This is a genomic window from Hymenobacter bucti (assembly GCF_042681145.1).
Classification (GTDB): Bacteria; Bacteroidota; Bacteroidia; order Cytophagales; family Hymenobacteraceae; genus Hymenobacter; species Hymenobacter bucti.
Genome location: NZ_JBHUFD010000003.1, coordinates 728,119 through 749,208 on the forward strand (window position 1 = coordinate 728,119; position 21,090 = coordinate 749,208).

Annotated in this window: 19 protein-coding genes; 14 read left to right on the forward strand and 5 right to left on the reverse strand. The window is 60.7% G+C overall.

The window, feature by feature from the left end; translation table 11 throughout:
• Positions 1 to 145: 145 nt before the first annotated feature.
• The 9 genes from hisC (at position 146) to hisIE (ending at position 7,520) form a co-directional block, all read left to right on the forward strand.
• Complete coding sequence (hisC, locus tag ACFSDX_RS10735; protein WP_382313382.1) at positions 146 to 1,189, forward strand: histidinol-phosphate transaminase; 1,044 nt, start codon at positions 146 to 148, stop codon at positions 1,187 to 1,189.
• Positions 1,190 to 1,201: 12 nt separating this feature from the next.
• Positions 1,202 to 1,777 carry a GNAT family N-acetyltransferase gene (locus tag ACFSDX_RS10740; RefSeq protein WP_382313383.1) on the forward strand — a complete coding sequence of 192 codons (576 nt, stop codon included), beginning with the start codon at positions 1,202 to 1,204 and terminating at the stop codon, positions 1,775 to 1,777.
• Between the two features lie 61 nt (positions 1,778 to 1,838).
• A complete protein-coding gene (gene hisB, locus ACFSDX_RS10745) occupies positions 1,839 to 2,942 on the forward strand; it encodes a bifunctional histidinol-phosphatase/imidazoleglycerol-phosphate dehydratase HisB (RefSeq protein WP_382313384.1) in 1,104 nt (367 codons plus the stop codon).
• Positions 2,943 to 3,009: 67 nt separating this feature from the next.
• Positions 3,010 to 3,702, forward strand: a complete 693-nt coding sequence (gene hisH / locus ACFSDX_RS10750) for an imidazole glycerol phosphate synthase subunit HisH (RefSeq protein ID WP_382313386.1) — start codon at positions 3,010 to 3,012, stop codon at positions 3,700 to 3,702.
• A gap of 60 nt (positions 3,703 to 3,762) precedes the next feature.
• Positions 3,763 to 4,485 carry a 1-(5-phosphoribosyl)-5-[(5-phosphoribosylamino)methylideneamino]imidazole-4-carboxamide isomerase gene (locus tag ACFSDX_RS10755; protein ID WP_382313388.1) on the forward strand — a complete coding sequence of 241 codons (723 nt, stop codon included), beginning with the start codon at positions 3,763 to 3,765 and terminating at the stop codon, positions 4,483 to 4,485.
• Between the two features lie 88 nt (positions 4,486 to 4,573).
• Positions 4,574 to 5,323, forward strand: coding sequence for an HAD family hydrolase (locus ACFSDX_RS10760; RefSeq protein WP_382313389.1), 750 nt, complete (start codon positions 4,574 to 4,576; stop codon positions 5,321 to 5,323).
• A gap of 49 nt (positions 5,324 to 5,372) precedes the next feature.
• Positions 5,373 to 6,158 (forward strand): imidazole glycerol phosphate synthase subunit HisF, encoded by a 786-nt coding sequence (gene hisF / locus ACFSDX_RS10765; protein ID WP_382313390.1) that lies wholly within the window; start codon positions 5,373 to 5,375, stop codon positions 6,156 to 6,158.
• A 241-nt stretch (positions 6,159 to 6,399) separates the two neighbouring features.
• Positions 6,400 to 6,801, forward strand: coding sequence for a VOC family protein (locus ACFSDX_RS10770; RefSeq protein ID WP_382313391.1), 402 nt, complete (start codon positions 6,400 to 6,402; stop codon positions 6,799 to 6,801).
• Between the two features lie 17 nt (positions 6,802 to 6,818).
• Positions 6,819 to 7,520 (forward strand): bifunctional phosphoribosyl-AMP cyclohydrolase/phosphoribosyl-ATP diphosphatase HisIE, encoded by a 702-nt coding sequence (gene hisIE / locus ACFSDX_RS10775; RefSeq protein ID WP_382313392.1) that lies wholly within the window; start codon positions 6,819 to 6,821, stop codon positions 7,518 to 7,520.
• A 220-nt stretch (positions 7,521 to 7,740) separates the two neighbouring features.
• On the opposite strand, the gene ACFSDX_RS10780 is transcribed toward hisIE, so the two are convergent.
• From ACFSDX_RS10780 to ACFSDX_RS10800, 5 genes are all read right to left on the reverse strand, one after another.
• Positions 7,741 to 8,901 carry a hypothetical protein gene (locus ACFSDX_RS10780; RefSeq protein ID WP_382313393.1) on the reverse strand — a complete coding sequence of 387 codons (1,161 nt, stop codon included), beginning with the start codon at positions 8,899 to 8,901 and terminating at the stop codon, positions 7,741 to 7,743.
• An 836-nt stretch (positions 8,902 to 9,737) separates the two neighbouring features.
• Entirely contained in the window at positions 9,738 to 10,937 is a 1,200-nt protein-coding gene (locus ACFSDX_RS10785) for a tetratricopeptide repeat protein (RefSeq protein ID WP_382313394.1), read from the reverse strand.
• Positions 10,938 to 11,125: 188 nt separating this feature from the next.
• Entirely contained in the window at positions 11,126 to 13,714 is a 2,589-nt protein-coding gene (gene gyrA / locus ACFSDX_RS10790; protein WP_382313396.1) for a DNA gyrase subunit A, read from the reverse strand.
• A gap of 258 nt (positions 13,715 to 13,972) precedes the next feature.
• Positions 13,973 to 14,230 carry a hypothetical protein gene (locus ACFSDX_RS10795; protein WP_382313398.1) on the reverse strand — a complete coding sequence of 86 codons (258 nt, stop codon included), beginning with the start codon at positions 14,228 to 14,230 and terminating at the stop codon, positions 13,973 to 13,975.
• Between the two features lie 77 nt (positions 14,231 to 14,307).
• Positions 14,308 to 14,964 carry an HD domain-containing protein gene (locus tag ACFSDX_RS10800; protein WP_382313399.1) on the reverse strand — a complete coding sequence of 219 codons (657 nt, stop codon included), beginning with the start codon at positions 14,962 to 14,964 and terminating at the stop codon, positions 14,308 to 14,310.
• Positions 14,965 to 15,135: 171 nt separating this feature from the next.
• Between ACFSDX_RS10800 and ACFSDX_RS10805 the strand changes: the two genes are divergently transcribed.
• The 5 genes from ACFSDX_RS10805 to ACFSDX_RS10825 all read left to right on the forward strand — a co-directional run bounded on the left by ACFSDX_RS10805 (position 15,136) and on the right by ACFSDX_RS10825 (position 21,051).
• Complete coding sequence (locus tag ACFSDX_RS10805) at positions 15,136 to 16,131, forward strand: NAD(P)H-dependent glycerol-3-phosphate dehydrogenase (RefSeq protein ID WP_382313400.1); 996 nt, start codon at positions 15,136 to 15,138, stop codon at positions 16,129 to 16,131.
• Between the two features lie 509 nt (positions 16,132 to 16,640).
• Positions 16,641 to 17,255 carry an RNA polymerase sigma factor gene (locus tag ACFSDX_RS10810; protein ID WP_382313401.1) on the forward strand — a complete coding sequence of 205 codons (615 nt, stop codon included), beginning with the start codon at positions 16,641 to 16,643 and terminating at the stop codon, positions 17,253 to 17,255.
• Positions 17,252 to 17,710 carry a hypothetical protein gene (locus ACFSDX_RS10815; RefSeq protein ID WP_382313402.1) on the forward strand — a complete coding sequence of 153 codons (459 nt, stop codon included), beginning with the start codon at positions 17,252 to 17,254 and terminating at the stop codon, positions 17,708 to 17,710. The genes ACFSDX_RS10810 and ACFSDX_RS10815 overlap by 4 nt, the downstream gene beginning before the upstream one ends.
• Positions 17,711 to 17,771: 61 nt before the next feature.
• Positions 17,772 to 18,203 carry a hypothetical protein gene (locus ACFSDX_RS10820; RefSeq protein ID WP_382313403.1) on the forward strand — a complete coding sequence of 144 codons (432 nt, stop codon included), beginning with the start codon at positions 17,772 to 17,774 and terminating at the stop codon, positions 18,201 to 18,203.
• A gap of 379 nt (positions 18,204 to 18,582) precedes the next feature.
• Positions 18,583 to 21,051, forward strand: coding sequence for a TonB-dependent receptor (locus ACFSDX_RS10825; RefSeq protein ID WP_382313404.1), 2,469 nt, complete (start codon positions 18,583 to 18,585; stop codon positions 21,049 to 21,051).
• Positions 21,052 to 21,090 lie beyond the last annotated feature (39 nt).

The following is a 21,090-nucleotide window of genomic DNA, read 5'->3' on the forward strand; positions in this document are numbered from 1 at the left end:
CACCACCCAGGGCCCGCCAAGCCGGGGCGCCACGAGCCAGCGCACTAGCCAAGAAGCCTATCCGCCAACCAAAAAACGGCGCCCCAAAGTCAGCCCGGCGCAGCCGGGCGTATCTGCGCAATCCGTTAAATCCGTTAAATCTGCGATGATTGAAGACCTCATTCGGCCCAACGTGCGGGCCATGAAGCCGTACTCCTCGGCCCGCTCGGAGTTTCAGGGCGAGGCCCAGGTGATGCTCGACGCTAATGAGAACAGCCTGGGTAGCGCCGGCCCCGCCGAGTTCAATCGCTATCCCGACCCGCACCAGCTCAGCGTGAAGCAGGCGCTGGCCCCGCTCAAGGGCGTGACGCCGGCCCAGGTATTTCTGAGCAACGGCTCGGATGAGGTAATCGACCTGCTGGTGCGCCTGGTGGGCGTGCCGGGCCGCGACAGCCTGGTGATTACGCCGCCCACCTTCGGCATGTACGAGGTGGCGGCGGCCCTCAACGACATTGCCGTGGAGCGGGTGGAGTTGAATGCGGACTTCCAGCTGACCGCCGAGGCCGTGCAGCAGATACTGGCTTCGGACGCAAAAATCGTTTTCCTCTGCTCGCCCAACAACCCCACCGGCAACGCGCTGCTGGCGGCCGATATCGAAGCCGTGCTGCGTGGTTTCAAAGGTCTGGTAGTGGTGGACGAAGCCTACGCCGACTTTGCCAACCAGCCTAGCTGGACGACCCGCCTCGGGGAGTTTCCCCACCTGGTGGTGCTGCAAACCTTCTCCAAAGCCTGGGGCCTGGCGGGCATCCGCCTAGGGATGGCCTTTGGTTCGGAGGAGCTGATAGCGTACCTCAACCGCATCAAGGCGCCGTACAACGTATCGGAAAACACTCAGCGTCTGGCCCTAGCCGCCCTGGCCGATACCACCCGCTTCGAGGCCATGCGGCAGGAGCTGCTGGCGGGCCGCGCCTGGCTGGAAGCCGAGCTGGCCGGCCTGCCCATTGTGGAGCACATCTTCCCGTCCGACGCGAATTTTCTGCTCACCCGCTTCCGGCCCGATGCGGGCGCGGTGTACCAGTATTTGCTGAGCCGGGGCATTGTGGTGCGCCGCCCCAGCCAACCCGCCTGCGCTGGCACCCTGCGCCTGACGGTGGGCACCCGCGCCGAAAACGCCGCTTTGGTAGCCGCGTTGCGGGAGTTTAGCGCGTAACCTGGCCACTCGATGAAACGCGAACTTACAGCCGGCCCACTGGTGCTGCGGAAGCTGGAGGCGACCCTGGCCCCCCTGCTGCTGGAAGCCGCTACTGCCTCCTGCTCACCGGCTTTCACGCAATTTGCCCCCTGGTGTCAGCCAAGCTATTCGCTAGCGGATAGTGCGCGTTTCATTGCCCAGAGCGAGGCCGATTGGGAGCAGGAGGAAGCTTTTCAGTTCGCGATACTCGATGCCGCGACGGGCGCGTACTGCGGGGGCATTGGCCTCAATCAGCCCAACCGGGCGCATGGCTTTTATAACCTAGGCTACTGGGTGCGGCCTTCGTGGCAGCGGCAGGGCATAGCCGCGCTGGCTACCCGTGAGCTAGTAAAAGCTGCTTTTACGGACGGGCCGGCCATTCACCGCCTCGAGTTGTTAACCCTGCCGGATAATGTAGCCAGCCAGCGCACGGCGCTGGCGGCCGGTGCCACGTGCGAGGGCTTGCTCCGGCAACGCCTGCGGGTAGGAGCGGCCTCGCACGACGCCCTACTATTTTCTTTCATCCGGGCTGATGTAGCAAAAGCTACCCAGCCTTCCACACCCTAGCCTAGGCAGCCCGGCGCAGCCGGGCGTATCTGCGCAATCCGTTAAATCAGTTAAATCTGCGATGATGAAGGTATTATTTATTGACCGCGACGGCACCATCCTCATCGAGCCGCCGACCGACTACCAGATTGATGCCTGGCATAAATTTGACTTTGTGCCCGGCGCCATCACGGCCCTGGCCCAGTTGGCCCGCGATGGCGAGTACGAGCTCGTGCTGGTTACCAACCAGGATGGCCTTGGCACCGACAGCTACCCCGAGGCCACCTTCTGGCCCTACCAGCAAAAGATGCTGGACATCTTGGCAGGGGAGGGGGTCGAGTTCAGCGAGATTCTCATCGACCGCAGCTTTGCCCACGACCCGGCCCCGACGCGTAAGCCCGGTACGGCGCTGCTCACCCGCTACCTCGACCCGGCCAACGGCTACGACCTGGCGCACTCCTACGTTATCGGTGACCGCCTGACCGACGTGCAGTTGGCCGAGAACCTAGGGTGCCGCGCCATCCTGCTGCATGCCGAGGCCGACGAGCGCGCCGCGCTCAGCACCACGAGCTGGGCGGCGGTATACGAGCACCTGCGCCGCCCGCCGCGTAAAGCCCACGTGATGCGCAACACCAACGAAACCCGCATCGAGATTATTCTCAACCTCGATGGCACCGGCCACACCGACTGCCAGACCGGCCTGGGGTTCTTTGACCACATGCTTGACCAATTGGGTAAACACAGTGGCTGCGACCTCTACGTGCGCACCCACGGTGACCTGCACATCGACGAGCACCACACGGTGGAGGACACGGCCATTGCCATTGGCGCGGCTTATAATGAAGCCTTAGGTGATAAGCGCGGCGTGAACCGCTACGGCTTTTTGCTGCCCATGGATGACGCGCTGGCCCAGGCGGCCATCGACTTTTCGGGCCGGCCGTGGCTGGTCTGGGCCGCCGACTTTCGGCGCGAGCGGGTGGGCGACGTGCCGACGGAGCTGTTTTACCATTTCTTCAAAAGCTTTTCCGATGCGGCCCGCTGCAACCTCAACATCAAGTGCGAGGGCGACAACGAGCACCACAAAATCGAAGCGATTTTTAAGGCCGTGGCCAAATCCATCAAGCAGGCGGTGCAGCGCGACCCTACGGGGCAAAACGTAATTCCAAGCACCAAAGGCATTTTATAAGCCAGGCTTTCCTTACTCATTTGTTGAAAGTGGGTAAGGTGCACAGTTTTAATCAAATGGTAAAATCATGAATATCGCCGTCATCGATTATCAGGGAGGCAACGTGCAATCGGTGCTCTTTGCTTTGGAGCGGCTGGGCGTCACGAACGCCGTGCTCACGTCGGACCCCGCCGTAATCCGGCAGGCCGACCGGGTGCTGTTTCCGGGTGAGGGTGAGGCTAGCTCGGCCATGCGGGCGCTGCGGGCGGCGGGTCTGGATAAGGTGTTGCCCACGCTCACGCAGCCTTTTTTGGGCATCTGCCTGGGTATGCAACTGCTGGGCCGCCACAGCGAGGAAGGCCCGGCGCGTGGGACCGAGCTGCTAGGGATGCTACCTTTCGATGTGGTGCGCTTCACGCCGCCTGATGCCGCGCATAAAGTGCCGCACATGGGTTGGAATAACCTGCACGACCTGCAAACGCCGCTCTTTGCGGGTTTGGGCGGGGTGGCTTTACTGGGTGATACCCACCCCCAGTCGGACTCGAACCAACTCGTAAGTGCAACCCGCCAGCCCGCGAATGCTGACTACGTGTACTTCGTGCACAGCTACCATGCCCCGGTGGGGGAGTACACTATTGCCCAGGCCAGCTACCCGGCAGGCGCGCCGTTCAGCGCGGGTGTGCGGCACCGTAATTTCTACGGCGTGCAGTTTCACGTGGAGAAGAGCGGCCCAGTGGGTGAGCACATTCTGCGCAACTTCTTGACTGGCGACCTAGGGTAGATTGATTTACTCAAATGTTATAAATGTGTTCGTTAGTAGCGACGCCTGACTAATCCCCAAATGAATATACTACCTGCTATCGACCTCATCAATGGTTCGTGCGTGCGCCTGACCGGCGGTGACTTCGCTCGCCAGACTACTTATTCTGCCGACCCTCTGGCGCAGGCCCAGCACTTCGAGCAGCTTGGGGCTACCCGGTTGCACCTGGTGGACCTCGATGGCGCCCGCGCCCGCGAGCCGCGCCAGTTGGCGGTGCTGGAGCGCATTGCTCGCCACACCAAGCTGCACATCGACTTTGGCGGCGGCATTCAGACGACGCTAGCGGCTGAGCAGGCCTTTGCGGCGGGCGCGGCGCAGCTCACGGCGGGTAGCATCGCAGCCCGCGAGCCGGCGCTGGTGGGGGAGTGGCTAGCCCGTTTTGGGGCCGAGCGCATCATTATCGGGGCTGATTTTAAGGGGGAGCACATTGCCGTGAGCGCCTGGACCGAGCAGTCTGACCAAACCCTGACGGGCTTCATCGGCGCCTACCTAGGGGCGGGCGCTACCACCTTCATCTGTACTGACGTAAGCCGCGATGGTCAGCTGCAAGGCCCCGCCACCGAGACCTACACTGCGCTGCGGCAGCAGTTTCCGGCGGCGCAGTTCGTGGCCAGTGGCGGCGTGACGACTGTAGCCGATGTGGCCGCCCTGCGGACTCTAGGTATGAGTGGGGCCATTATCGGCAAGGCTTTGTATGAGGGCACGATTACGGAGGCTGAGCTAAGAGCCGAACTGGCCGAGTAAACGAGTAATGAGTAGAGCCGGTCGAGTAGCCGATTTTAGCCCGCTCCGCGGTCCGCTTTAGTAACCTGATTTGAATTTACCTGCTCTCATGCCGCTAGCTGCTTCGGCTATCACCACCATCCTCTTCGACCTGGATGATACCCTGTTCGACCACGCCGGCACGGCGCGGGCGGCCCTGGCGGCCATAGCTGCTGGCCGCGCCGCTCTGCACGGGGTGCCGGTGGAAGACCTCTACGGCCGCTACAGCGCGCTGCTGGAGGAGCTGCACCCGCAGGTGATGACCGGGCGCATTTCCTACCTGGCGGCGCGGGAGCAGCGGTTTCAGCGGCTGCTGGCGCCCTATGAGCCGGCTGCTTCGGCCGCCGAGGCGGCCCAATTGGCAGCGCAGCACTATGGGCATTACCAGCAGCTGCGGCGGCCGGTGGCGGGGGCGCTGGCCTTGTTGCAGGCCCTGAAGCCGACCCATAAGATTGGCATCGTGACCAATAACCGCACGGCCGAACAGCAGGAAAAGCTGCGCTACCTGGGGATGAGTGAGCTAGTTGATGCCCTGATTACCTCCGAAGAAGTGGGGGTGCTTAAGCCCGACCCGCGCATCTACCAGGTGGCCCTGGCGCGCTTGGGCTCGCAACCGGCCGAAACCGTGATGGTGGGTGATAACTGGCTGGCCGACGTGTTGGGGGCGCTGGCCGTGGGTATTCGGCCCGTGTGGCTGAACCGCACCGGGGCGGCGCGGCCGCTACCCCACGTCACCGAACTCACCAGCCTGGAGCCGCTGGCCGAGGTGCTGCACCAGCTCACCACGCGGCCCACCGCTCCCGCCGAGTCGCTTTCCTAGCCCGTACTGCCCGCTTACCTTACCATACGACACCTGCGATACCTACGATATGCTGACTAAACGCCTCATTGCCTGCCTCGATGTGCAGAACGGCCGCACCGTGAAGGGTACCAACTTCGTGAACCTGCGCGACGCCGGCGACCCCGTGGCCCTGGCCGCCCGCTACGCCCTGGAGGGTATCGACGAGCTGGTGCTGCTCGATATCACGGCCACCGTGGAAAAGCGCCGCACCCTCATCGAGCTGGTGCGTAACGTGGCCCGTGAGGTCAATATTCCCTTCACCGTGGGCGGGGGCATCGGGGCGGTGGCCGATGTGGAAGCCCTGCTGCTGAGCGGGGCCGATAAAGTCAGCCTTAACTCTTCGGTGCTGCGCGCGCCCGGCCTTATTGACGAGCTGGCCCGCCGCTTCGGCTCCCAGGCCATCGTGGTGGCCGTGGATGCCCGCCAAACCAATGAAGCGGCCACCGACCCCGCCGCCGAAGCCTGGGAGGTATTCACCCACGGCGGCCGCCACCCTGCCGGCCGCGAGGCCGTGGCCTGGTGCCGCGAAGCCGCAGAGCGCGGCGCGGGCGAAATCCTGCTCACGAGCATGAGCCACGACGGCACCCGCGACGGCTACGCCCTGGGCCTCACGCGGGCCGTGGCGGCGGCCGTGGGCGTGCCGGTCATTGCCTCGGGTGGGGCGGGGGCCGCGCCGCACTTCCGCGATGTGCTGCGGCTCGGCGGGGCCGATGCCGCGCTGGCGGCGAGCGTCTTTCACTTCGGCGACTTGTCGGTGGCGGGCCTCAAAAACTACCTGCTGGCCGAGGGTGTGGCCATGCGGCCGGTGGGGTAGGGCGGTAGCAGCTAGTTAGGCGAGGGGCGCCCTAGGTCGGCTTTGGGGCTTTCGTAGACGGTACGTCCCGACCGTCTGGTGGCCGCTACCAGAAGTAGTTTGCGTTAAGCTATGTAAGTAAATAGCTTGGGGGTGTTGCCAGAGAAGCGCCGGCCAACGGCTGCTAGATGGCCTAGGGCCAGCTAATTTTTAGTACCCGGTTACTTTTGCACGAATACCTGGTTTTAGTTTCCCGCGCTCTATGACTCAACAACTCGCCCACGTGGCCCTGCTGGTGCAGGACTACGACGAGGCCATCGCCTTTTATACCACTAAGCTGGGTTTCCGGCTGGTGGCCGACACGCCGCTGAGCCCCGGCAAGCGCTGGGTGCTGGTGGCCCCGGCCGGCACGGCCGATGCCGCGCTACTGCTGGCCAAGGCTGAGGGCCCCGAGCAGCAAAGCCGGGTGGGCAACCAGACCGGCGGCCGGGTATTTTTGTTCCTCAACACCGACGATTTCTGGCGCGATTACCACGAGTTTACTGCCCGGGGGGTGGCCTTCCAGGAAACGCCCCGCGAGGAAGCGTACGCTACGGTCGCCGTCTTTGCCGACCTCTACGGCAACCTCTGGGACCTGCTGCAACCTAAACCCCAGCCAGCTTAGCCGGCTTACTACTAGATATGGACTTAGATTTTCAGAAAATGCCCGACCAGCTCGTGCCCGCCATTGTGCAGGACGCCGCCACCGGGCAGGTACTCATGCTAGGCTACTTCAACGCCGAAGCCTGGCACAAAACGCAGGCCGAGGGCCGCGTTACCTTCTTTTCGCGCTCCAAGCAGCGCCTCTGGACCAAGGGTGAAACCAGCGGCCACTACCTCCAGGTAGCCAGCCTGCACCTCGACTGCGACCAGGACACGGTGCTGGTGCGCGCCCACCCCGCCGGCCCCACCTGCCACCGCGGCACCACCAGTTGCTTCGAAACCGAAGTACCCGTGGCACCTGCTGCACCCGGTGCGCAAACCACCGCCGTGGTAGTGGGCGCCGGGCTGCCCGCCCCCGCCGTGGGCTTGCTGGCCGAGCTCGACCAGCTTATCGAGCGTCGGCGGCAGTTTCCGGCCGAGGAGCCCGGGTCCTATACGGTCCGGTTGTTTGAGAAAGGGCTGGCCCGCATTGCCCAAAAAGTAGGGGAGGAGGCCGTCGAAACCGTTATCGACGCCATGGCTGGTAACCGGGTCGGTCTGGCGGGTGAGGCTGCCGATTTGGTGTACCACCTACTTGTGCTGCTGCGTGTCAGCGGTTCTTCGCTCGAGGAGATGCTGACGGTGCTGCGCCAGCGCCACCAAACGATAGCCGCTGGCCAGCGGCGCCCTTTGCCTGAGTAAAGGAGGGTACTACCTGCCTAGGTTAGGTATAGTAGTACAAAGACTACGGATTTCCTAGAGTACAGTGTTTGCTGCTTAGATGTGACCATACATCCCCTTCCTGACTGCATGGTCGGGAAGGGGATGTATTTTTTAGGTAAGGTGTAAATGAAAGTAATAATTAGTTAATCAACTTAACATAATTATTAAATGACACTGTATGTGTCTCTGTTTTAGCTATTTATTGTTTGAGGCGACGTTCAATCTTATCGAGCAGCGCTCGAACCAAGATGAGGTCATCTGCATCCACAACGTCTAGCTGCGTATTGAGCCCAGGGCCGGCTAGTTGGATGCGAAATAATAGTCCCTCAGTAGCCGTAGCTGGTGCTGCTAAAGTGCCCGGAATAGGCAAGGCCGCTGGTGTAAGTAATTTAGGAGTGGTTTCCGACGTATTCTCCCGTCCTATTGGAGTCTGCTTAGAACTGGCAGGAGGCGTCGAGACGGGCGTTTGGGCAGGTTCGGAAGTCGCAGTAGTCGATTGAAGACCGAATAAATGAGCAATAGCGTCGGTGGTGGCCGCTGGGGCTGGGCGAGAGGCCGGTAAAGGCAGTCGATGCGCCCCACTGGGTTTCGCCTGAGTTAGTGCAGGGGCAGAAGAAACTTCAGCTTCTGCGGGAGTATCGTCTGTCTCCGTTTCCTGGTCCTCGTTCTCATCGGTAGTAGCCGCCTGTGTGGTCAGTGTAGCCGACGTGGGAGGAGATTGCCGGAAGATGTTGCCCGCGGGTGGTGGGCTCGCTAGCTCGCGACGGGGTGGCTGCTGGGCGGCGAGTTGGTCGATGTCGGCCACGATGTTATTCTCGTCCAAAACGCCTACCATTCTGGCTCCATCAACAAAGGCTTTGGCCACGCTTTGGGCGTTTATTTCTTCCACACCAAACTCTCGAATGAGTAGGACGTCGAGCATGGCCACTGGTAATTCGCGGGAGCGAAACTTGCGGCAGAGCTGCGTAAAGAGTGGTGGCGTCAGGAAGGCTTCCCGATGAAACAAGAGTTCCTCCTGCTTATCGTAAGCGTGCTTAATGCGTCGGAATAGGGTAGTAGTAGTCAGGATTTCTCGCTTGCTGGTTAGCAAGCCAAACTTGACTCCTGAACCTACGATGGCTTTGAAGGAGCCACTGACCTTGCGGTTAAGTTTTCGGGCACAAGTTTCCAAGGCGCATTTGCCCCCCGTGTCATCAACTACTTCGGCTACTTCCCAGGCTCCGGTGTAGCTAGTACGAGGGTAGTCTATAAGTTTAGGCATAAAAGGCGAGTGAGAAGAATTAGTAGTATGGTAATACGCTAACGGAAGTAAATAAACAAAGTTATTGAAACAAGTACTATAAAGTATAAAAAAGTTCAAAAAATATAGATTATTTATTACTTTTTTATACTTTATAGTACTTGTTTATAAATACCAAACCCTGTCCACAGTATATACTGAGAATATTTGCCTAATTGAGACTACCCTTATCTTACCTTCCCTAACATGCTAACAAACGATATTAGTAGGCGAGAAGCACATAATAAGAAACCTTAGCTACAAGCTACAAAAGCTACTATTGATACCCCTTTAATATTGCAGGCTCGATTAACAAGTAGTTATGGACTCCGCCTTATGCAAAGACAAGTTTCTCTGGTAACCAAGTGCCAATAGCGCCGCAGCTATTCGCGTTGCTCATCCTACCACGGGCATACCAGATACTTGGTTTCTGCTGTCTACTCAGATTAACAACGATTAGCTTTTAGAGACGTCATCTGAACACAATTTATGCGCGGCCTAGATGACTCAACTGGGTGCTTCCAATCCATGGCCGGGGAACCAAAACAGCAAAGTCAAAGTGCGCACACAACCTGCTGTTCGCAGTGGAGAACGAATAGCTGAACAACCTGACGAACTTCCACGCAAACAAACCTAGCAGTATTACGTCGAGACTGTGGAGCCCGCTGCCATACTGCGATGTGCCTAATAGGCACATACTGATGTACACTTACACTATCAGCTGACAAGGTCCACATCAACACCCTAGATTTCACCCTGATATGATTGTCTTATAATTTATATTATGTTAAGTTGAATGTGGGGAAACACCTGGTTCACTGCTTCCCCCTTCCCCTCCTACACATTCACCCGCACAAAAAAGCCCAGCTACTAGTAGCTGGGCTTTTTTGTGCGGATAGAATGATACGAACTATCCCTTATTTCATCGCCTGCAACTTCGCGTTCATCCGCTCAGAATCGGCCGTGCGACCTAGGCGATAGTATACTTTCTGCAGCGCGCTGGCAGTGTTGCGGTCATTGGGCTGCAGCTCCAACGCCTTCTCAAAATATGGTACGGAAGCCTCAAAGTATTTTTTACCTTCGGCTTCAACTTTTTTACCCTGAACCTGGTACGTCTTCAGGTCCATCTTGCTCGCCTTGGTATAAATCGTGGCCGCCCGGTTGAAGTTATAGATGCCCATGTTGAACTGCGAATCAAAGTTATTCGGGTCCAGGGTAATCGCTTTTTTGTAGTCTTCCTGCGCCAGGTCGGTCTTTTTCTGGGCATCGTAGAGCGAACCCCGCACGGCGTACAGGTTAGCGTTGTTGGGGTCGGCGGTGATGGCTTTGCTGATTTTATCCAGCGCCGCCGTGTTGTTGCCGCCACTCATCGACATGTTCAGGTCTTCAATCAGGAAGGTCTTGTTATTGGGATATGCCGCTAAGCCCTGCTGCACGACTTTTTGGGCTTCGGCCGTGTTTTTTTCCTCTTTGGCGATGGCCAGCAAACGCGTGTAGACCGTAGCCGGGGCAGGCTTGCTCTTGTACACATCCAAGCCCAAAAGCTGGTTGTAGCTAGTCTTGGCGCCGGCATAGTCCTGCTTGGCATCCTGCGTGTAAGCGCTATACAGCACAGCCGTAGAGTCCTGCGGCTTAATCTGCGAAGCTAGCTTAAAGCCCGACAGCGCCTTGTCGTACTCCTTAGCTTGGTAACCCACCACGCCCGCGTTGAACGCCACGTTGTAAAGGTTGGTCAGGCGGTCGGGCACCTGCTTGCCGTACTCCCCAGTGGGGCCATCCAGCGCCAGCACTTTGTTATACGACTCCACCGCTTTTTGCACGGCTTCGCCTGGCTGCATGTCCTTGGTGTATTTACCATACAAGGCCTGCGTAGCCGGGTCTACCAGCTGGTAATAAATCTCACCCCGCGTAAACCACGCCTTGGGCTTGTCCTTATCCTTGGTTTTTTCGCTGGCCACCGCCTCATTGATGCTCGTCAGGGCTTTGTCCAACTGACCACCTTTTTGGCTAAGAATAGCATTGGTAATGGCCGAACTCTGGGCTTGGGCGGGAGTAGCCACGCCGATAGCTACCGTAAGCGCGGCCGAGGCGGCCAGCGTCAGGAATGTTTTTTTCATTGGGAGGGAGAAAGAAAAATGATGACGGGGGCAAAACTACACCCGTCGGGCAAACGAATAAGATATCAGTGCGAACCGGCCGCCCGCCGGTGCACAGAAAATTCCGGCTAAAATCCTGTTTCACGGCTTGGACCCGAGAGAGGGGCACTCCATTACAGCTTGCCCCTCCCCTGGTACCTAAACAACTTCTATACCGTTTCTTCCGCTTCTGCGGCGGCGGCGGAAGTATCCGCGTCCGCACCATCGGCAGCGGCTCCTGCAGCCCCATCAGCCTCACCGAGTAGGAGTTCACTGCTCCCGGCTTCTTCAACCAGGGCCAGTTCCTGCTCAGCCGCCGCCACCTTGGCCACCGACGAAATCTCGTCGTTCGCAGCTACCTTAAACAGGCGCACGCCCTGCGTGGCCCGCCCAATGGTACGCAGCTCGCTCATACTCAGGCGGATGGTGAGGCCCGAACGGTTGATTATCATCAAGTCGTCGGTATCGGTCACCCCTTGAATACTCACCAGCTGACCAGTCTTATCGGTCAAATTCATGGCTTTCACTCCCTTACCGCCACGCTTGGTCTTGCGGTATTCTTCTACCAGCGACCGCTTACCGTAGCCGTGGTCGCTCACCACCAGCAGCTCCTGAGGGCTATCGGCGGGCAAGCAAACCATCCCGACTACTTTATCGGTGGCCTCTTCTTCGTTGAGGGCAATGCCGCGCACGCCGGCCGCCGTGCGGCCCATCGGGCGAACGTCCGTTTCGGCAAAGCGCACCGCCCGGCCCGAACGCGAAGCCAGAATCACCTGCGAGTTGCCCGAAAGCAGCTGCACGTCGAGCAAGCGGTCGCCCTCGTTGATAGTAATAGCGTTGATACCCGCCGCCCTAGGGCGCGAATACGCCTCGAGCGGGGTTTTCTTCACCGTGCCCTGCTCGGTGCAGAACATGAGGAACGTGTTTTCGAGGTAGTCGGCCGAGCGCAAGTTGCGCACGTTGAGCACCGAGCGCACCGCGTCTTCCTTGGGCTTGTCGATGAGGTTTTGCAGCGGCGTACCCTTGGTGGTCTTCGCCGTTTCGGGCACTTCGTAGGCTCGCAGCCAGAACATGCGCCCCTGCTCGGTGAAAATGAGCAGGTACTCGTGGGTGGTGGCCACGAACAGGTGCTCCGTAAAGTCGTCCTGCTTGGAGCCCGCGCCGCGAGCCCCAACCCCACCCCGACCCTGGGTCCGGTACTCGTCGAGGCTGGTGCGCTTGATGTAGCCCTCGCGGCTCACGGTAATAACCATGGCCTCGTCGGCAATCATGTCCTCCATCGAGAAGTCGCCCCCCGCGTGGTTGATGCTCGTGCGGCGCTCGTCGCCGTAGCGCTCGCGCATCTCCAAAAGCTCGCTCTTAATTAGGGCGCGCTGCTCCTCTGGCGAGGCCAGAATGGCGTTCAACCGGTCCACAAGGCGCATCAGCTCCTCGTACTCGGCCACGAGCTTGTCGCGCTCCAGGCCGGTAAGGCGCTGCAAGCGCATGTCCAGAATGGCGCGGGCCTGCACTTCACTCAGCGCAAAGCGCTCAATGAGCCCCATGCGGGCCACTTCCGGGTCGCGCGACTCGCGGATGAGCTTAATCACTTCGTCCAAATGGTCGAGGGCAATAAGCAAGCCTTCCAAAATATGGGCCCGCTTCTTGGCCTCGGCCAGCTCAAACTTGGTGCGCCGCACAATCACTTCCTCGCGGTGCTCCACGAAGTACTTGATGAGGTCGCGCAGCCCTAGGGTCATCGGGCGGCCCTTTACCAGGGCCACGTTGTTGACGCCGAACGACGATTGCAGCTGGGTGTACTTAAACAAGTTGTTCAGCACCACCGTGTTCAACGCATCGCGCTTGAGCTCGTACACGATGCGCATGCCGTCGCGGTCGCTTTCATCGCGCAGGGCGGCGATGCCCTCAATTTTCTTGTCGTTGATGAGCGCGGCCGTCTTCTCAATCATCGAAGCCTTGTTCACCTGGTAGGGAATTTCGGTCACGATAATCTGCTCCTTGCCATTGGGCAGGATTTCGAAGTGGTGCTTAGCCCGCATCACGATGCGGCCCCGGCCGGTTTCGAAGGCCTGCTTCACGCCCTCGTAGCCGTAGATGATACCCCCGGTCGGGAAGTCGGGCGCCGTGATGTGCTCCATGAGCTCGGTCACCGTGATGTCCTCGTTGGCCAGGTAGGCCACGATGCCATTCACGACTTCGGTCAGGTTGTGGGGCGCCATGTTGGTGGCCATGCCCACGGCAATGCCGCTAGTACCGTTGACGAGCAGGTTCGGGAACTTAGCCGGCAACACGCTCGGCTCCTCCAACGAGTCGTCGAAGTTGGGCTGGAAATCTACCGTGTCCTTGTCAAGGTCACCGAGCAGCTCATCGGCAATGCGCTTGAGGCGGGCCTCGGTGTAACGCATGGCAGCCGGCGAGTCACCGTCCACCGAGCCAAAGTTACCCTGCCCGTCCACGAGCGGGTAGCGCAGGCTCCAGTCCTGGGCCATGCGCACCATGGTGTCGTACACGCTACTATCGCCGTGCGGATGGTACTTACCTAGTACCTCGCCCACGATACGGGCCGATTTCTTGTGGCTCTTGGTGTAGCTCACGCCCAGCTCGCTCATGCCGTAGAGCACGCGCCGGTGCACGGGCTTGAGACCGTCGCGCACATCGGGCAGCGCCCGCGAGATGATAACCGACATCGAATAATCGATGTAAGCCCCGCGCATCTCGTCTTCAATATTTATCGGGATGATTCTTTCGCCTTCGGCCATGTGCGTTCGAGTTAGGAGTTAAAAGTCATGAGCTATGAGTTGAAAAGAAGCAATGACGGCGCCTGAGGCAACGCATAACTTTTAACTCATAATTCATAACTTTACCTTATTGCCCGCGCAAGTTACGGCGAAAAACCCGGTTTTCCTAGCTTGTACGCCACTCATGGGCGCCTCTCGTCCTCCCCACGGCCTAGGGCCCTGCGCCTACTCTACCCCCGTTAAAATCGGTAATTTGAGTTTGGGGCGCTGTAGCCTTGCTTACTTCAGCGACTTACTGTGGTCGCTGTCCCGCCGGCGGTTCTTGCCTTCCGAGTTGAGCTTGATACGCTCGCCCACGGCGGGAAACTGCATTTTCCAGATGGGCCGGGCCCGGTACTTTACCCCGTTGTGCAGGTGCGCTTTGCGAGCGTGGCACGAGTCGATGGGACAGGTGCGGCAGCCCGCCACCAGCAGGCCAGCCAAGAGTGCCAAATAGAGCGGCCCACGGCCGAAAACGGAGAGTACACGAAGCTTCATCGCCCTAAAGATACAGGGCGGCCTGCTTGCTCACAGGCTCCTTAAGTAAGCTTATTGCCCAAGAAGCGGCCACTAGCCTACCCTACGTCCGTACTGTCCCACTCGGCCAGAAACTGCGCCACAAACTCCTCCATAAACTGGTGCCGCCGGGCGGCCAAATGCCGGCCGGCCGGCGTGTGCAGCCGGTCCTTGAGGTGCAGCAGCTTCTCGTAGAAGTGGTTGAGGGTGGGCGCGGTGCTTTGCTTGTACTGCTCAAAGTCGGCGTGCGAGACGGGCGGCGTAGACGGGTCGTGCATCGGGCGGCCCTTGTGCCCGCCGTAGGCGAAGGCCCGCGCCACCCCGATGGCCCCAATGGCGTCGAGCCGGTCGGCGTCCTGCACTACGGCCGCCTCGGGGCTACTCACGGGCGTTTCGACCCCTAGGCCCTTGAAGCTCACCTCCCGAATAACCTGCTCGACGCGGGCCACCGTGGCCTCGGGCACCTGCTGGCTCAGCAGCCAGGCACGCGCCGCGCGCGGGCCGGCCTCGTAGTCACCACCGTGAAACTTCCAGTCGGCAATGTCGTGCAGCAGCGCCGCCAGTTCGGCCACTTCGAGGTCAGTGCCGGGCGTATCGGCCCCTAGGGCGCGGGCCACGTGCCACACCCGCCGGATGTGGGGCCAGTCATGGCCCGAGCCTTCGGCCTGAAATTTTTCTTCGATGAAAGCGGCGGTAGCGGCGATTACAGACGTCATAGAGTAGGAGCGCGAACTTTGTAGCGCGCATTCGGCAGCGGATACTTCCCCCACGAGCACGCTCTACAAAGTTCGCGCTCCGGCGGCTACAATACCGCTGCCGGCGGTAGTTTGCACCCTAAATTCCCTCCTGACCTGTTTTGACGGGCCGCCCCGGCGCGGCCCTCCCCTATGGAAAAAATTGCCATGCTGGGCGGCGGCTCCTGGGCCACCGCACTTACCAAAATCCTCTCCGAAAACGGCGCCCGCGTCGATTGGTGGCTGCGCTCCAAGGACGACGTGCAGCACCTACTGCGCACCGGCCACAACCCGCGCTACCTCTCGGCCGTGCAGTTCGACCGCAACCTCGTCTACCCCACTACCGACCTCAGCGACGCCGTGGCCGAGGCCGACTGGCTGGTGCTGGCCGTGCCCGCCGCCTTCGTGCAGCCCGTGCTCGACAAGCTGGGCCGCGACGCACTGCGCCACAAAAGCGGCGTTATCTCGGCCATCAAGGGCATGATACCCGGCAAAAACGTGCTCGTGACCGACTATGTGCAGGAGCGCTTCCGGCTGCCCGCCGCCCGCCTAGGGGTCATTGCCGGGCCTTGCCACGCCGAGGAGGTGGCCCTCGAAAAGCAGAGCTACCTGACCATCGGCTCGCCCGACGTCTCGGGTTTGGCCAACGGCTTCTGCCAGCTGCTACGCAACCGCTACGTGCAGGCCCACCCCGCCGCCGACCTCGACGGCATCGAGTACTGCGCCGTCATGAAAAACATCATCGCCCTCACAGGCGGCATCGCCCACGGCCTGGGCTACGGCGACAACTTCCTAGCCGTGCTGGTAAGCAACGCGGTGCAGGAAATCCGACGCTTTCTGCAGGCCATTTCACCCCAGCCCCGCGACCTCTCGGCCTCGGCCTACCTCGGCGACTTGCTGGTAACGGCCTACTCGCAGTTCTCGCGCAACCGCACCTTTGGCAACATGGTAGGCCGCGGCTACTCCGTGAAGTCAGCCCAGCTGGAAATGAACATGATTGCCGAGGGCTACTACGCCGTCAAGAGCATTCACGAGCTCAACCGCCAGCTCAAGGTGAATATGCCCATCACCACGGCAGCGTATAATATTTTGTATGAGCGCATTGCGCCGGCCGTGGAGCTGGAGATATTGAAGGAGAAATTACGGTAATGCGCTTAGTAGACGCAGCAAATCTCCTACTAATAATTGCTTCGTGGCTGTTTGCACTACTTGGAATGTAAGCTAGTCTGATAACAGGACTAAATTCCACGCTGGCCATTATCATCCTACTTTTTTGGACTGTGCTAACATGGAGAATTTACCGCTTGGCATCCTCCTCAACAGGACAAGCACGCTGGCGCAAAGTCATTCCCACCTTGTTTTTCCTCTTAAGTGTTACGTGCTTTAAGTACACGTTCACCTTCTTTCGGCAGAAGTATAGTATAGCGACGAACAAGGATTCCCGCGCCGGTACTACCGGAATATATAGGCGTGAGGTGAAGGGTTGCAACAAACCCCCGCTTCAGAAACCCCGACTATTCGCATAGTCGGGGTTTCTCTTTTTCAAGAACTACCATAGGCCGGGTGACCTACCCAACGCACCTAGGGCAAAAGCTACTTGGCCCCCGCCGCTACCCGCTACGTGCAACATCATTCCGGCTAGCCGGTCTCATGCGTAGATGCGCACCCAGCCTCCCTCCGTTCTTACTGACCAGCAGCTGGTGGCACAGGTGCTGGGCGGCGATACGGCGGCGTTTGGGCAGCTGGTGCAACGCACGCAAGGGCTAGTCACGCAGCTAGTATTCAAAATGATTCGGCACCCCGCCGACCGCCCCGACCTTGCGCAGGAAGTGTATCTGAAGGTTTTTAAGAACCTGGCCGGCTTTAAGTTTCAAGCCAAATTCTCGACCTGGGTCGGCCAGGTCACCTATAACACCTGCCTGCACTACCTAGAAAAAAAGCAGCTGGTACTACTAGACCCCACCGAGCCCGCACCAGCCGCGGCAGTGGAAGATGGACGCCGGGCCCCGCCTCCGCTGGTAGCCGGCCCCGAAACTGACCCCGAAACGGCCCTCTTCGACCAGGACCTAACGGATATTCTGAGCGCGGCCATCGAGCAATTGCCTCCGCTCTACCGCACTCTCATCGCCTTGTATCACCAGCAGGAGCTGAGCTACGAGGAGATAGCCCAGATAACCTCCCTGCCCGACGGCACCGTGAAAAACTACCTCTTCCGGGCGCGCAAGCAACTCAAGCAGCACCTGCTGGCCCGCTACCAACGCACCGACCTATGACCAGCCCCCACCTTTCTGAGCGCGCCCTGCAAGCAGCGGCGGAAGCGGCCGCGCTGCTGCCCGCCGCCGCAGCCGCCCACCTGCGCGGCTGCCCCCTGTGCCAGGGCCGAGTGGCTACCTACCGGCAGCTCTTTACGGCCGCGGCCCAACTGCCGCTGCCGGCCTTTGACTTCGACCTCGCGGCCAGCGTGCTGGCGCAATTGCCTGCACCTGTAGCTATTCCTAGGGCGCAGCCTGCTCTTCCGTGGGTGCTTTGCTGGCTGGCCGTGCCGGTGCTGGGGGGAGTCGGCGCGTTTCTGGCTTTGTTTGGGAGCGCGCTGCGAATGGCTTTGCAGGACGTGTCCACCGGATTGGGGGCCGGGCTGGCGCTGGTCGCCGCCTTCCTCGTGGCCGGGCAGTGCCTGGAACTGCTGGCCCGGCACCGCCGCCAGCTGCGTCTACTGGCTTTTTCGTAATTTTTTGCAACCTGACCGGCACCGGCCGGTCTAATCCGGTATCGCCCCCACTACCCGACCTATGAAAAGTTTTCTGCTGCTCCTGCTTTGCTGTCTGGCCGCCGGGGGCGCCGCGGCCCAAAGTACCCCGGTACCGGCCCTGGATATGAATACGCTGGAGTTCTGGCGGCGGGTCGTTTTCCCCGCGTTCGCGCTTTTTTTGCTAGGCTACTTTATCATCGCCGCCATAAAAATGATTTTAAACTACCTGCTGAAACGGCAGATAGTGGCGGCCGCCCCGGCGGCCAGCATCGTCGAGCGCCTGCTGCCTAGCCCGCAAGACGAGCAAAACAAGGTCGTGAAGTGGATAGCGCTGCTCACGAGCAGCGGCGCGGGCCTGGCGTTGTGCAATTACTATTTACCCCTAGGTATCCATTCGCTCATTATTCTGCTCTTCAGCACCGCTCTGGGCTTTCTGGCCTACTACCTCTTCCTGAGCCGCCGCGCGAAGTAAGCGCGCCCTGCATCAGGCTGATTGAGCAATTATTTAAGCTAAACCCCTCCCACTTTCAAGCAAGCGTAGAGACGCAATAGTTGGAATCTGACGTTGCTTAGCAACTACAAGGCGGCTCTACTCCTACTCTCCGTCAGCCCAAGACTAAGCCCACTAGGCGCTTCTGAGTCTGTTCAGCCCTCGCCAATGCCGGAGTAGCGGCTAGGCTAAGCAGCCTGCCCCCCAAGCTCACCCTCCTTTTCTCGTCACCTCCCTCCCAAATCTGATGAATCAGCCGGTACACTCAGCACTGATTACTAGGCATTACCTGGTAGCTTGCATGACACTTAAAACTATTATTCAATCAGTTGCCAGGCCCAGCACAATACTGAACCCTGTATTGCGCCAGCTGCTTACCAGTTGCTTATCAGCCATTCGCCCAACTGGGCGGCGCTGGCTCGCGCTCCTGGCAGTGGCAGTGGGCCTGTTGCCGGGCTCGCTCGCGGCGCAAACCCTAGGGGAGGTATCGGGCACGCTCCTCGACCAGGGCACGCGCCAGCCGTTGCCTTTTGCCAACGTGCTGCTACGGCGCTTACCCGACTCAATCGTGGTGGCCAACACCCAAACGGCGGCAAACGGCACCTTCGCGCTGGCTAGCGTGCCGCTGGGGCGCTACCTGCTGCGGGCCGAAGCGCTGGGCTACCGGCCCGCCGGCCGGCCCCTTACGCTGGCAGCCCCTACCCCGGTAGTGCGCCTGGGCGAGTGGCTAGTATCGCCAGCGGCCGTGCAGCTTGGCAGCGTGGTAGTACAGGGCGAAAAAGCCGCCTTGGTGGATGACCTGGATAAGAAGGTTATCAACGTGAGCAAGGACTTGAACAGCGCGGGCGGCACGGCCGCCGACGTACTACAAAAAGTACCGTCCGTGGCCGTGGATGAGAACGGGCAGGTGAGCCTGCGCGGCAACTCGGGCGTCACGCTCTACCTCGATGGCAAGCCCGCGCCCAGCAGCCTGCGCCTCGACCAGCTGCCCGCCAGCCGCCTCGAAACCATTGAGGTCATTACCAATCCCGGAGCCCGGTACTCGGCCCAGGGTGCGGGCGGCATCATCAACCTGGTGCAGAAAAAACAGGTAAAGGACGGCTGGAACGGCGACGCGCTGGCCTCCCTAGGTACCCGCGACAAGTACTACGCTGCGCTCAACCTCAGCCGCAAGGCGGGCAAATTCAACTTCTTCGGCAGCGCCAACGGGGTCAGTAATTGGTTCCGGGGCAGCGCGGCCTTGCAGCAGGTGGCCACGGCCGAGGGCCGCACCACCCGCACCGACCAAACCGGCCAAACCACCCGCCACCAAACCAGCAAAGACCTGCAGCTAGGCTTCGACTACTCCCCCAGCGACCAGCAGCGCTTCAGCCTGAGCGCCGAGGTCTACAAGAATAACCTACCCCAGACCAGCGACTTTGCAACCCGCCTGACCCGGGACGCCGACCCGGCCATCGCCCTGCACAACCAAAACCTGGAAATGGACGACCTATACTACGGCCGGCTTTCGGGCAGCTACCGCCGCACCTGGGCCGCCCAGCCCGGCCGCGAGCTCACGGCCAGCGCCACCTACACCCTGGATGGCGGCACCGTAACCACCGAGCAGCGCGTGCTCGACGGGCCGGCCAGCTACGCCCGGCAGGCGCGCCGGCAGTTGCTCGACGTCACCATCCGCATGCCCTCGGCGCAGCTCGACTACGTGCACCCCCTGGGCGACAAGCGCCGCTGGGGCGCGGGCCTGAAAACCGACGCGCTACTGTCGCCCGGCACCGCCGACTACGCCGTGCAGCCGGCGGCGGGCGGCGAGTTTGTGCCGCAGGAGGCCGGCTCGTACCGCTACCAGTACCAGCAGATTATTCCGCAGGGCTACGGCACCTACCAGCACAAAGCCGGCCCCTGGGACTACCAGGCGGGCCTGCGGGCCGAGTTTACCGGGCTGCGGGCGCAGGTGCAGCCCAGCGGCTCGGCTAGCCAGCGCATTTTTAACCTGTTTCCGTCGGCCACAATGGCGCGCACCCTGCCCCACGACCAGCGCCTGCAATTCAGCTACGCGCGCCGTTTGAACCGACCCAATTTTCTGCAAATCGTTGCCCTGCCCATCTACTCCGATGCGCGCAACTACGTGGTGGGCCGCCCCGACCTGCGCCCCGAGTACGTGCACGTGGCCGAGCTGGGCCACCAGGCAACCTGGAAGGCCACGACGCTGAGCACGACGCTCTTCGGGCGTTTTACCAACCAGGCCATCCAGAGCCTGCGCACCATTGATACGGTGGCAACCCGCCTCAGCGGCCAGCCAGATTTTATCGCCCGCACCAGCTACGCCAACCTAGGCCGCACCACCAACTACGGCCTAGAGCTCTCGCTGACGCACCCCGTGGCTGCGTGGTGGAAGCTCATCGCCAACGGCTCGTTCTACCGCAGCCAAGTGGCCAGCTACGCCGGCGACGGCACGCGCGCCAACTTCACCGGCACGGCCTACGTGCTCAACACCTTTAGCCCGACCAAGACCCTGGCCATCCAGCTCAGCGGCAACTACCGCGCCCCGCTGGTGGTGCCGCAGGGCCGCCTGCTGGCCGTGTACGGGGTCGATGTGGCCCTGCGCCAGCGCCTGCTCGGCGACCGGGCTGCCCTCACGCTGCGCGTGAGCGATGTCTTCAACACGCGCCGCCAGTACACCCAACTAGAAGCCGCCGGCCTCACCGCCAACCTGCAAACCAAGTACGAAACGCGCGTGGGCTACCTCAGCTTCTCCTGGTTCCTAGGTACCAAAAAGCCCGCCAGCACCCCCGACAACCAGCTTAAGGGCGACCCGGGCGGCTTTGGCGGGTAGCACGGGCAAAGGCCAAAGTCGTAATTTGGACGGCACCAA

What these genes read in the sequence shown, in the direction of transcription:
- ACFSDX_RS10770 (WP_382313391.1), top strand. Translation starts at nt 6,400, where the DNA reads ATGACTCAACAACTCGCCCACGTGGCCCTGCTGGTGCAGGACTACGAC.
- ACFSDX_RS10800 (WP_382313399.1), bottom strand. Translation starts at nt 14,964, where the DNA reads ATGACGTCTGTAATCGCCGCTACCGCCGCTTTCATCGAAGAAAAATTT.
- ACFSDX_RS10760 (WP_382313389.1), top strand. Translation starts at nt 4,574, where the DNA reads ATGCCGCTAGCTGCTTCGGCTATCACCACCATCCTCTTCGACCTGGAT.
- hisF (WP_382313390.1), top strand. Translation starts at nt 5,373, where the DNA reads ATGCTGACTAAACGCCTCATTGCCTGCCTCGATGTGCAGAACGGCCGC.
- ACFSDX_RS10785 (WP_382313394.1), bottom strand. Translation starts at nt 10,937, where the DNA reads ATGAAAAAAACATTCCTGACGCTGGCCGCCTCGGCCGCGCTTACGGTA.
- ACFSDX_RS10810 (WP_382313401.1), top strand. Translation starts at nt 16,641, where the DNA reads ATGCGCACCCAGCCTCCCTCCGTTCTTACTGACCAGCAGCTGGTGGCA.
- gyrA (WP_382313396.1), bottom strand. Translation starts at nt 13,714, where the DNA reads ATGGCCGAAGGCGAAAGAATCATCCCGATAAATATTGAAGACGAGATG.
- ACFSDX_RS10815 (WP_382313402.1), top strand. Translation starts at nt 17,252, where the DNA reads ATGACCAGCCCCCACCTTTCTGAGCGCGCCCTGCAAGCAGCGGCGGAA.
- hisH (WP_382313386.1), top strand. Translation starts at nt 3,010, where the DNA reads ATGAATATCGCCGTCATCGATTATCAGGGAGGCAACGTGCAATCGGTG.
- hisIE (WP_382313392.1), top strand. Translation starts at nt 6,819, where the DNA reads ATGGACTTAGATTTTCAGAAAATGCCCGACCAGCTCGTGCCCGCCATT.
- ACFSDX_RS10820 (WP_382313403.1), top strand. Translation starts at nt 17,772, where the DNA reads ATGAAAAGTTTTCTGCTGCTCCTGCTTTGCTGTCTGGCCGCCGGGGGC.
- hisC (WP_382313382.1), top strand. Translation starts at nt 146, where the DNA reads ATGATTGAAGACCTCATTCGGCCCAACGTGCGGGCCATGAAGCCGTAC.
- ACFSDX_RS10805 (WP_382313400.1), top strand. Translation starts at nt 15,136, where the DNA reads ATGGAAAAAATTGCCATGCTGGGCGGCGGCTCCTGGGCCACCGCACTT.
- ACFSDX_RS10795 (WP_382313398.1), bottom strand. Translation starts at nt 14,230, where the DNA reads ATGAAGCTTCGTGTACTCTCCGTTTTCGGCCGTGGGCCGCTCTATTTG.
- ACFSDX_RS10740 (WP_382313383.1), top strand. Translation starts at nt 1,202, where the DNA reads ATGAAACGCGAACTTACAGCCGGCCCACTGGTGCTGCGGAAGCTGGAG.
- ACFSDX_RS10755 (WP_382313388.1), top strand. Translation starts at nt 3,763, where the DNA reads ATGAATATACTACCTGCTATCGACCTCATCAATGGTTCGTGCGTGCGC.
- hisB (WP_382313384.1), top strand. Translation starts at nt 1,839, where the DNA reads ATGATGAAGGTATTATTTATTGACCGCGACGGCACCATCCTCATCGAG.